This is a genomic window from Sediminibacterium sp. FW305-C-61 (genome assembly GCF_058231065.1).
Genome location: NZ_JBIQXR010000007.1, coordinates 76,163 through 87,526, shown reverse-complemented (window position 1 = coordinate 87,526; position 11,364 = coordinate 76,163). Strand labels below are relative to the sequence as shown.

At 41.1% G+C, this 11,364-nt stretch carries 8 protein-coding genes; 6 read left to right on the top strand and 2 right to left on the bottom strand.

Annotated features, from left to right (window positions below):
* Positions 1–358 precede the first annotated feature (358 nt).
* From ACH30E_RS16240 to ACH30E_RS16230, 3 genes are all read left to right on the top strand, one after another.
* A complete protein-coding gene (locus ACH30E_RS16240) occupies positions 359–1,147 on the top strand; it encodes a tetratricopeptide repeat protein (protein WP_490825663.1) in 789 nt (262 codons plus the stop codon).
* A gap of 72 nt (positions 1,148–1,219) precedes the next feature.
* The gene (gene rpe, locus ACH30E_RS16235) at positions 1,220–1,867 is read left to right on the top strand and encodes a ribulose-phosphate 3-epimerase (protein ID WP_294994030.1); all 648 of its coding nucleotides are present in this window, start codon (positions 1,220–1,222) and stop codon (positions 1,865–1,867) included.
* A gap of 342 nt (positions 1,868–2,209) precedes the next feature.
* A complete protein-coding gene (locus tag ACH30E_RS16230; RefSeq protein ID WP_294994027.1) occupies positions 2,210–3,199 on the top strand; it encodes a PhoH family protein in 990 nt (329 codons plus the stop codon).
* An 84-nt stretch (positions 3,200–3,283) separates the two neighbouring features.
* Here ACH30E_RS16230 and ACH30E_RS16225 read toward each other — a convergent pair whose 3' ends face one another.
* Complete coding sequence (locus ACH30E_RS16225) at positions 3,284–4,504, bottom strand: bifunctional 3,4-dihydroxy-2-butanone-4-phosphate synthase/GTP cyclohydrolase II (RefSeq protein WP_294994024.1); 1,221 nt, start codon at positions 4,502–4,504, stop codon at positions 3,284–3,286.
* Between the two features lie 228 nt (positions 4,505–4,732).
* On the opposite strand from ACH30E_RS16225, the gene ACH30E_RS16220 reads away from it, so the two are divergent.
* Complete coding sequence (locus tag ACH30E_RS16220) at positions 4,733–7,993, top strand: TonB-dependent receptor (protein WP_490825662.1); 3,261 nt, start codon at positions 4,733–4,735, stop codon at positions 7,991–7,993.
* Between the two features lie 260 nt (positions 7,994–8,253).
* Here ACH30E_RS16220 and ACH30E_RS16215 read toward each other — a convergent pair whose 3' ends face one another.
* Positions 8,254–9,078: an alpha/beta hydrolase gene (locus ACH30E_RS16215; RefSeq protein ID WP_294994021.1), complete on the bottom strand. Its 825-nt coding sequence runs from the start codon at positions 9,076–9,078 to the stop codon at positions 8,254–8,256.
* A 169-nt stretch (positions 9,079–9,247) separates the two neighbouring features.
* Here ACH30E_RS16215 and ACH30E_RS16210 point away from each other — a divergent pair, with 169 nt between their 5' ends.
* Positions 9,248–10,201: an ATP-grasp domain-containing protein gene (locus tag ACH30E_RS16210; RefSeq protein WP_294994018.1), complete on the top strand. Its 954-nt coding sequence runs from the start codon at positions 9,248–9,250 to the stop codon at positions 10,199–10,201.
* Positions 10,202–10,209: 8 nt separating this feature from the next.
* The gene (locus ACH30E_RS16205) at positions 10,210–11,316 is read left to right on the top strand and encodes a carboxylate-amine ligase (protein WP_490825660.1); all 1,107 of its coding nucleotides are present in this window, start codon (positions 10,210–10,212) and stop codon (positions 11,314–11,316) included.
* Positions 11,317–11,364 lie beyond the last annotated feature (48 nt).

Below are 11,364 nucleotides of genomic sequence, written 5' to 3'. Positions count from 1 at the left end.
AAGGGTTCTATTTTCAACTAACGTCAAGATGATTGCTGCAGAAGCATTTCAGAGATAGATGCTTTTTTTACCGGACAGCAATGGCTGTTAGCCTATAGCTGTTAGTCTCGCCTAGGGCGAGATGGTGCTTATTTTAGACTTTCTGCTATTATCGGAATAAATGTCAAGGCTTGCGAATTTGTTTTGTAAAAATTCTACTTAAAAGAAGTGTTGAATTGCCACACTTATGCTTGTGTATGGTTAAATTCATAGCAAAAAAGCTAGTGGCTAACAGCTAATGGCTAATAGCTCATAGCAATTTCCCCTGCAACACCGGCTCCTCCCGCTAACTATCCCCCCATTCATCTATTTTTGTAGGATGAAATGGATCGCAGTAGTAGTATTATTTTTTTTGATTGCCTGCCAGGAAGCTAAAGAGCCAAAAGCAGAAAGTCCTTCCCTCCCATTGGCTGCTCAAGCATTATCTAAAGAGGTGGAACTTTATCCTGATAGCATTTCATTAAGGGTTCTGTTAGTGAATGCGCTTGATAGTGCCGGAGCTTTACCACTTGCACTTGCGCAGATGGATTCACTGATTAAGAGAGACAGTGCGAATTTTGGTATATGGTATCACAAGGCCCAGTTAAGTGAGAAGGCAAAAGATACTGTGATGGCATTGTATTGTTACCAAAAAGCTGCCAGTATATATCCTGCTCCTGATGCTTTATTGAGTATGGCGAATTTGCTGGCGGAACAGAAAAAAGCAGCGGCCATTTTGCTTTGTGATCAGGTAGAAAGTTTAAGAATGGGCAGAGAATACCTTGCCCATGCCAGTTTTATCAAAGGTGTTTACTATGCGAGAACTGGCGACATGGTAAAAGCTTTTGCATCATTTGACAGATGTATCGGTAATAATTACCAGTACATGGAAGCCTATATGGAAAAAGGCTTTCTGCTTTATGATACCAAACAACCTGATAAAGCCATCAGTATTTTCGAGAAAGCACTCGAAGTACGTCCAACCTACGCAGATGCCAGTTATTGGCTGGCTAAATGTTATGAGTTAAAGGGGGAAAAAGAAAAAGCAATTACAGAATACCAGAAAACGCTTGTATTAGACCCGTCTATTAAAGAAGCTGGTGAAGCTTTGAAAAGACTGGGTGCATAAAACAGGATTGTTGAATAAAAAATTCGCTTAAGCCGGTAAAATATAGGAATTTTGCGACCTTAATAATTGATTATGCCCATTATAGCCCCATCCTTACTGAGTGCCGATTTTTTAAACCTACATAAAGACTGCGCCATGCTGAATGAGAGCAAAGCCGACTGGTTTCACTTAGATGTAATGGATGGTTCTTTTGTGCCCAATATTAGTTTTGGATTACCGGTAATTGAACATATCCGCAAGGCAACAACCAAAATCTGTGATGTTCACCTGATGATTGTTGAACCGGAGAAATATGCGGAAGCATTTAAAAAAGCGGGTGCAGATATTCTTACTGTTCACTATGAAGCATGTATTCATTTACACCGTAATCTTCAACAGATACGTTCGTTGGGTATGCGCACCGGTGTTGCATTAAATCCACACACCCCTGTTCACTTGCTGGCAGATGTATTGCATGATATAGATCTTGTTTGCCTGATGAGTGTAAACCCGGGTTTTGGTGGTCAGCAGTTTATTCCTCAAACACTGGAAAAAATACGCACCCTCAGGAAAATGATTAAGGAAAAAAATCTGCATACCCATATTGAAATTGATGGTGGTGTTACCCTCGATAATGCGAAAAGCATTTTAGATGCCGGTGCAGACGTACTGGTAGCAGGCAACACCGTTTTCCGCTCACAAGACCCCATCGCTACGATAGCGGCGCTGAAAGCGTTGTGAGGTTGGTGTGAATTGTGAATGGTGAATGGTGAATAGGGAGCGTGAATTGTCAATGGTGAATGGTGAAATTAGACACTCAATTGACTATTATATTGACAATTCACCATTGACAATTCACGCCCCCTTACTCATATTGACCATTCACCATTGACAATTCACGACTACAAAACTTCACGAAATCTTCACACCACTCCGTAAGGCAAATCCGGAAATTTGGTGGAGCAACCTATCCACACCTGTGCATAATATGTATTAGGAAATCTCATACATAACAAATTAAATTTGAGAAGGATGGTTTGGTTAAGTATTACATGATTCCGTGAACCTAAAACAGAAACAGATTTGACAGAGACAATCATTAACCTCGAAACCGTTAACCCCATTGAATTCTTTGGTGTGAACAACGGAAAGTTAGATTTGCTGAAAAAGAAATTCCCATTATTAAAGATCCTCTCCCGCGGGACACAAATTAAACTGAGCGGGGCCCCGGAACAGATTGAGTCAGCAAAAGAAAAAATTGACCTGATTATCCAGTACCTCGAAAGAAACGGACACCTCAGCGAAAATTATTTTGAACAGATTTTAGGCGGTGATGATGCCGAAACAGTCGACAATTTTGTTGACCGGAACCCCAATGATATTCTTGTATTCGGACCTAATGGTAAAACTGTTAGAGCACGTACCCAGAACCAGAAAAAAATGGTTCAGGCAGCCGATAAAAACGATATTGTTTTTGCTATTGGACCAGCCGGTACCGGTAAAACCTATACCGCAGTAGCCTTGGCTGTGCGCGCCCTAAAAAACAAACTGGTAAAGAAAATCATCTTAACCCGTCCGGCGGTGGAAGCAGGTGAAAGTCTTGGTTTTCTTCCCGGTGACCTGAAAGAAAAAATTGATCCGTACCTGCGCCCTTTGTATGATGCACTCGATGATATGATTCCCGCAGACAAACTCGGGTATTATATGAGTACACGGACCATTGAAATTGCTCCACTGGCCTATATGCGTGGGCGTACACTCGACAATGCATTTATCATTCTCGATGAAGCACAAAACACCAATGACCTTCAGTTGAAAATGTTTTTAACGCGTATTGGTGCCAATGCAAAAGCAATCATTACAGGCGATCCTACACAGATTGACTTACCAAGAAATCAGCGTAGCGGTCTTGAAAAAGCAACCCGCATCTTAAAACAGATTGATGGTATTGCGCATATTGAATTGAACGAAGAAGATGTTGTTCGTCACCGCCTTGTAAAAGCCATCATCAAAGCCTACGACAAGGAACACGAGAAGGAAGAACAGGAGTATACTCAGGGCAGCAGACGATAAAATTGATGGCTGATGTCTGATGTATAGTTGATTATTTTACAGTGTAAAATAAAGATCGACCCTATATCAGCCATCAGCCATTCTCTATACATCTTCCTCCAGTATCTCATGTCCGAGTTTGTCTCTTTTTGTTTTGAGGTATTTTTCGTTGTGGGGGTTGGGGGCGATTTCGATGGGTACTATGTCTACTATTTCCAGTCCATATCCTTTTAGGCCTGCACGTTTGCGGGGGTTATTGCTCATTAGTTTGAGCTTGGAGATACCCAGTTTTCTGAGTATTTGTGCACCTACTCCGTAATCGCGTTCATCCATGCCAAAGCCCAGGTGCAGATTGGCTTCTACAGTATCCATTCCTTCTTCCTGCAGCTTATAGGCTTTTAGTTTATTGATCAGACCAATTCCACGGCCTTCTTGATTCATATATAGTATCACACCCTTGCCTTCTGCTTCAACCATTTGCATGGCTTTTTGTAATTGTTCCCCACAATCGCAACGGAAACTTCCAAGAATATCACCGGTAAAGCAACTGCTGTGCACACGGGTAAGTACGGCTTCATCTGATTTCCATTCGCCTTTTACCAAAGCCAGATGTTCTGCTCCCGTTGTTTTTTCTTTAAATGCGATGAGGTCAAACTGTCCATATTTGGTTGGCATATCAACACGTACCAGTTCATCTACCAAAGAATCGCGTTTCATGCGATAATCAATCAGGTCTTTAATGGAGATGATTTTAAGGGAGAATTTCTGGGCAATCTCAATCAATTGTGGCAACCTGGCCATGGTACCATCTTCATTCATCACTTCTACCAAAACGCCAGCCGGTTCGAGTCCGGCAAGCCTTGCCAAATCTACCGTAGCTTCTGTATGTCCGGCCCTGCGTAACACCCCACCATCTTTTGCTCGAAGGGGGAATATATGTCCTGGGCGACCTAACTCAGCGGGTAAAGTTGCTGGGTTAATTAGGGCTAAGATAGTTTTAGACCTGTCCTGTGCCGAAATACCTGTGGTAGTGCCCTGTCCGATCAGGTCAACTGATACGGTAAAAGCGGTTTCATGAAGGGAAGTATTAGAACTTACCATTGGTGTTAGTTCCAGCTCTCTGCAACGTTCCTCAGTAAGTGCGGCACATATCAAACCTCGCCCTTCTTTACTCATAAAATTGATCACTTCGGGAGTTGCGTGTCGGGCAGCTATAATGAAATCCCCTTCATTTTCGCGATCCTCGTCATCCACTACAATAACCATTTTTCCATCGCGGATGTCAATAATGGCATCTTCTATCCTGTTTAGCTTAAACTGTTCCATCAATGCAAAATTACACCTGATACCTGAAATGGGTTTACCTATTTGGAAATAGGGGTTATTTTTTGAGGAAAAAGATTAAATTCTGACTAAAAAACTGTTTTTCCTACCTAAAAACAGGCTAAGATTCGTCAAATCGCCTGAAATGCCCGATGTGGCAATATTTTGTTAACATTCTGTTGAATATCTAAGCCAATAATTCATTTTCTTTGCACTTGAAAAATTAACATTATGCTAAGTAAAAGACTCTTGCAATTTGTCATTGCGGTTTTACTGATGCCGGTACTAACCCTGGCGCAAAACACCACCAGTAGCATGAGTGGTACAGTAAAAACCAATACAGGTGAAGTCCTGGTTGGTGCTACCGTAACTGCAACCCATGAGCCAACTGGTACGGTATACCGTGTACAAAGCCGCACAGGTGGTCGTTTCGACATTAACAATATGAACCCTGGTGGTCCATATTCAGTAGAAATTTCATTTGTAAATTTCGCAAATGAGAAAAAAACAGAGATTTACCTAAGTCTGGGTGAATCTTACAAATTAGACGTTGCCATGGCCCCAAAAAGTGCCAACCTTGGTGAAGTAACTGTAACTGCGGTTCGTAAAACTACAGAAGCTTCAGGTAAAGGTGGTTCTGAGACCATTATCGGCCGCGACAAAATGGCTAATCTTCCAACTGTTGGTCGTAATATCTACGACTACCTGCGTGCAGTACCTCAGGCTAAACTGGGTGCTTCAGAAGGTGCGGTAACTATTGCCGGACAGAACAACCGTTACAACTCTTTCTATGTTGATGGTGCTGTAAATAATGATGTGTTTGGACTTTCAGCTTCTGGTACCAATGGTGGTCAGGCTGCAATTGCTCCGATCTCAATTGATGCGGTTGACCAGTTTCAGGTAGTAATTTCTCCATTCGATGCCTCTCTGGGTAACTTCGTAGGTGGTGGTATCAATGCCATTACCCGTTCAGGTACCAACAAAACAGAAGGTTCTGTTTATTATTTCCTGCAAAACCAAAACCTTGCTGGTAAAACACCAACTGGTTTGAAATCTGCTGCTACCAAACTGGCTAATTTCTCTAAAAAGACTTATGGCTTCCGTGTTGGTGGTGCAATTACAAAGAATAAGTTGTTCTATTTTGTGAATGTTGACTTACAAAGAGATATTCGCCCTCAACCATTCGATTTTTCTCAATACCGTGGTAATACTAATGCCGCGGGACTCGATGGATTGGCAAATTTCCTCAGAACTAACTATGGTTATGAACCAGGTGGTTATTTAGATAATACTGAAGAAGTATCGGCAGATCGTATTACTGCTCGTATCGACTGGAATATCAGCGACAGACATAAATTGTCTGTGAGTAACCGTTACACAAATGCTGAGCGTTTGAACACTACTTCAAGCTCTGCAACATCTATCAACTTTTACAATAACGGTTATAGATTCCCTACAAGAACCAACTCTACTTCTGCTGAGTTAAAAAGCCTGGTAGGAAAAAGTTCAAGTAATAAACTCCTGGTTACTTTCACCGATGTATTAGATGACCGTAGCCCTATCGGACAGGATTTCCCTCGTGTTCGTATCAATGACGGTTCTGGTTCTATCTTCTTCGGTCCGGATAACAGCTCTACTGTTAACCTGTTAACACAAAAGAACTGGTCTTTATATGATGAGTTCAAGTTTACATTAGGTAAACATTCCCTGAAAGTTGGTGTGGATTATGAATTCAATAAAGTTTACAACGCTTTCATCCAGAATACATTTGGTAACTATACCTACACTAACCTGAACGACTTCCTGACCAATGCAAGACCACAGGCGTATACCTATGGTTTCTCTAATATCGATGCAGGCAAAGGCGACAAAACTGATGCAGCAGCGAAATTTATGGTAGCTAAAGGTTCATTGTTTGTGAATGATGAAATGAGGGCTTCTGATAACCTAACCTTAAGTTTTGGTTTAAGAGCTGATTACTTCAAAGTTTTAAGTAACCCTTGGACTGATAACTATACCAATACTGTAGCGATTCCTAAATTTGCCCAGTACTATGATTTACAGGGTGCACGTTCAGGTCAGGCACCAAAAATACCTTTATCACTTTCTCCAAGAGTTGGTTTTACTTATAAAATACCTGAAGAGAACTTAGTAATCCGTGGTGGTCTGGGTATGTTTACCGGACGTATCCCATTGGTATGGCCTGGTGGTATGTTCCAGAACAACGGTATTTTCATAGGTGGTTATACAGCTAACTCTACTCAGCTTAATACCATTCGTTTCAGGTCTAACCCTGCTGCACAGTGGACTCCGGCTGAAGTTGGTGCAGGTATTACCAAAGGACCTTTGAACCTTACCGCTGCTGAATTCAGCACTCCTAAAGTTTTCAGGACTTCATTAGCTGTTGATAAGAAATTCGGTGATGGCTGGTCTGGTACATTGGAAGGTATTTTCACTCAGAACATGAATGAAATTTACTATACCAATATCAATATCCTGCCTCCAGTTGCTGTTTCAGTAGGACCAGGTAGCAGAAACATTTATACTACTACCAATAATGCAAGGATTCCTTTGAATGGTGATGGTTCAAACCCATATGATAATGCAATGCTGTTGAGCAATAACAAAGGACCAAAAGGTTTTGGCTTTAACTTCACTGCTACTGTTTCTAAGCGTACCCGTACAGGTTTCGCATTTGATTTCAACTACTCATTTGGTAACTCAACTGCTATCAACGATGGTACCAGTTCTGTTAACCAGAGTCAGTGGAGATTTATGGAAACAGTTAATGGCCGTAACTTCATTACCCGTTCTACTTCCGATTTCAGTGCAGGTCACAGAATCTTCGCTTACATGAGCAAGAAGTTTGAATATGCTAATAAAACATTGGCTACAACCATTACCCTTACCTATACAGGCCAGTCTGGAAACCCATTCAGCTATGTAAACGGTGTTGGTTCAATGGTACGTGATGATGGTACTGGTGGTACAAACGACCTTATCTACATCCCAACTTCTGCTGATTTAGCTTCAATGACATTCCTGAACAATACTGTTGGTACTGTTACTTACACTCCTCAACAGCAGAAAGATGCCCTTGACGCCTATATCGCCAATGATCGTTACCTGAAAAACAATCGTGGTAAATTTGCTGAAAGAAACGGTAGCCGTTTACCTTTCACCAATATCATCGATTTGAAAATTGCTCAGGATTTCAACCTGAAAATCGGTAATAGGAAATATTCATTCCAGTTAACTTATGATGTGTTTAACTTCGGTAACATGCTGAACAGAAACTGGGGTCGTACTTATTTCATGAGTAACGATAACTTCCAATTGATTCAGTTTGCAGGTTATGTAAGTGCTACAAACTTTACACCGCAATACCGTTTCAACCCGAATATCAAAGATCCTTTCACAGTAAGCACCACCACAAACGCTGCTTATGCTGCAAGATGGATCAGCCAGTTAGGTCTGAGATTCAACTTCTAATCTGAGAAGCACTCCATAAAAAAAGCCATCCGTATAAAACGGATGGCTTTTTTATTGTTAGGTGTTAGGTGTTAGGTGTTAGGTGTTAGGTGTTAGGTGTTAGGTGTTAGGTGTTAGGTGTTAGGGACAACCTTCCCCAGATGACATTTATTGTTTAGAATAAAAAAAAATGTTCAAATCATCTTATCCCTTATTTCTTATTTCTTATTTCTTATTCCTTATTTCTTATTCCTTATTTCTTATTCCTTATTTCTTATTCCTTATTTCCTCCCTCCCCATCCCCACATCAGAAAGCTGGGAAATGCTTTTGCCCAGGTGGGTACATCGTGTTTTCCGTCTTCCAGTTCGAGGTAGTGGATATGTTCGTCGGTATATCCTTTGGCTTTTAGTTCAACGATTAAATCAAGTGCATCATCAATGCTATCGATCACGCCATTGTTGTTTCTGTCTTCCGCTTCATCAAGTAAGCCGCATTGAATAAATGTGCGGAGCCAGGGATAAAATCCGCCCTTTCTGATTTGTAAATGCATGAGGCGATCTTTTTCATCTTCGTATCCATCATCATACCCTTTTCTTCTCCACCATAATGATCCACTAAAAATTCCCACCCTGTTAAATTCACTGGGATGATTCCACACAATATCCATTGCACTCAATGCACCTAAGGAAAAACCAGCGTATGATTTGTCTTTGAAAGAAGGTATTTGATAAGACTTTCGGATAAAGGGTAGTAATTCATCGAATATAAACTTGGTATACAAGCCCGCTTTTGCTCCTCGCCCTTTATAGTCTGCGGCATAGGCAGTTCCATATTCCATTTTTCTATCCGGACCACAATGAATGGCCACACATATCAAGGGTTCTATTTGCTTTTCATCGATGAGTTTATCCAATATTTCATCAAAAGGCATTTTGGGCAGATCCTGTCCATCATTGATTAATAACAAACTAAGTTGCTCCTGTGGCTGTATTTGCAATGGCAGGTAAATATCAAAAACCACATCTCTTTCAAGATACTCGGAAAAAAGTGAATGTGATATAAGCTTTATCGCAGATAAATTAGTTTCTGTTCGCACATCGGTCATGTTTCAAATGTATTGAAAAGTCGGGAAGTCCGAAAGTCCGGGAGTCCGGAAGAGTAAAGGTTGTTTTGTATTTCCCTTTATTTCATCGGACTTTCGGACTTCCCGACTTCCGGACTTTTCTCCCCCAAATTCAAAAAATTCTAATTAAATTGAAAGCAAATACTGAATTATGAAAAAGATCGGCATCTTGTTTGGACAGGAAAGAAGCTTTCCGATGGCATTTGTAGAGCGTATCAACAGCAAACAAATTCCAGGAATCATGGCTGAACCTGTTAGAATCGACAAAGTAATGCAGGGCGAAACAAGTGGTTACGCTGTAATTGTTGACCGGATTAGTCAGGATGTACCATTCTACAGAGCTTTCCTGAAAAACGCGGCACTTTGCGGTACCGCAGTAATTAATAACCCATTTTGGTGGAGTGCCGATGAAAAATTCTTTAATAATTGTCTTGCAACCAAAATAAACGTACCAGTACCCAAGACCGTTATTTTACCTTCTCGCGATTTGCCGACGGATACTTCAGACCAGTCGTTTAGTAACCTGGCTTATCCATTAGACTGGGACGGCATTTTTGGGTATGTAGGTTTTCCTGCTTATATGAAACCTTTTGCGGGTGGTGGATGGAAAAATGTTTATAAACTTACGAGCATGGAAGATTTTTTTGAAAAACATAGTGAAACAGGTGAGCTCGTGATGTTATTACAGGAAGAAATAATTTTCGAAGAATACTATCGCTGTTATTGCATTGGTGGCAAACATGTGCGCATTATGCCTTATGAGCCCCGTAATCCGCATCATTTGCGTTATGTAGCTGATTTCAAACCATCGGCTGCAAAACTCAAGGAAATGGAAGATATTGTTCTCCGGATTAATCGTTACCTGGGTTATGATTTTAATACGGTTGAACTGGCACTTCGCGATGGAGTTCCTTATGCGATAGATTTCTGTAACCCTGCACCTGATGCCGATCTGAAAAGCGTTGGACAGGAGAACTTTGACTGGGTAGTTGAAACAGCCGCCAATTATGCCATAGAAAAAGCACAGTCACAGGTAGAAGGTGCCGACAACCTTACCTGGGGAGAATATATTAAACGCAGCAGTGCCAAACAAAAACTCATCTGATAGGATATATGAATTACAATCATTTTACTTTAGGTGTTGAAGAAGAATATATGGTACTCGACCCCCTCACCAGGGAACTGAAAAGCCATGAGCAGAAAATTGTGATTGAAGGACAAAAAATCCTGAAAGACAAAGTAAAAGCCGAAATGCACCAGGCTGTAGTGGAAGTTGGTACAGATATCTGTCGAAATATTGAAGAGGCATTTAACGATGTAGCTGCATTACGCGGTACAATTGCCAATATTGCCGGTGATCTTGGTTTATGGGTTGGTGCCGCAGGTACGCACCCATTCAGTCATTGGGAAAACCAATTGATTACAGACCATGTGAGGTATAATCAGATTGTAAATGAATTACAAGAAGCAGCACGCAGTAACCTGATTTTTGGCCTACATGTACATGTTGGCATGGAAGATCGAAAAATGGCAATCCATATTGCCAATACAGCACGTTATTTCCTGCCACACATATATGCCTTAAGCACCAATTCTCCTTTTTGGGAAGGAAGAAAAACAGGGTACAAATCTTTCAGAACAAAAGTATTCGATAAATTTCCCCGTACCGGTATTCCGGATTTCTTTGAAAGTATTGAAGCGTATGAGAACTACGTAAACCTGCTGATCAAAACAAACTGTATTGACAATGCAAAAAAGATATGGTGGGATATTCGTGTTCATCCGTTTTTCAATACGGTAGAGTTTCGTATATGTGATGTTCCTATGACCATCAATGAAACCATTACCATTGCTGCATTGTTCCAGGCTATTTGTGCCAAGATTTATAAACTCAGGATGCAGAACCTCAATTTCATGATGTACCAGCGCTCTGTAATCAATGAAAATAAATGGCGCGCAAGCCGGTATGGTATTGATGGTACATTAATTGATTTTGGAAAAGAAACAGAAGTAGATACCAAAACCCTGATCCTCGAACTACTCGATTTTGTGGATGATGTAGCCGATGACCTCGGCAGTCGTCCAGCACTGAATTATGTATCCAATATATTCTCACATGGTACCGGCGCCGACAGACAGTTAGGCGTATTCGACAAAAACCAGAACCTGGTAGAAGTGGTGGATTATATACATGACCAGTTTCTGGCGTTAAGTAGCTAGAGCAGCTACTAGTTGTCAGCTTCTGGCTGCTAGCAGATGGTGCTTGCC

Excerpts from the sequence above, each read along its gene's own strand:
- rpe (WP_294994030.1), top strand. The coding sequence starts at position 1,220 with ATGCCCATTATAGCCCCATCCTTACTGAGTGCCGATTTTTTAAACCTA.
- ACH30E_RS16205 (WP_490825660.1), top strand. The coding sequence starts at position 10,210 with ATGAATTACAATCATTTTACTTTAGGTGTTGAAGAAGAATATATGGTA.
- ACH30E_RS16240 (WP_490825663.1), top strand. The coding sequence starts at position 359 with ATGAAATGGATCGCAGTAGTAGTATTATTTTTTTTGATTGCCTGCCAG.
- ACH30E_RS16210 (WP_294994018.1), top strand. The coding sequence starts at position 9,248 with ATGAAAAAGATCGGCATCTTGTTTGGACAGGAAAGAAGCTTTCCGATG.
- ACH30E_RS16215 (WP_294994021.1), bottom strand. The coding sequence starts at position 9,078 with ATGACCGATGTGCGAACAGAAACTAATTTATCTGCGATAAAGCTTATA.
- ACH30E_RS16225 (WP_294994024.1), bottom strand. The coding sequence starts at position 4,504 with ATGGAACAGTTTAAGCTAAACAGGATAGAAGATGCCATTATTGACATC.
- ACH30E_RS16220 (WP_490825662.1), top strand. The coding sequence starts at position 4,733 with ATGCTAAGTAAAAGACTCTTGCAATTTGTCATTGCGGTTTTACTGATG.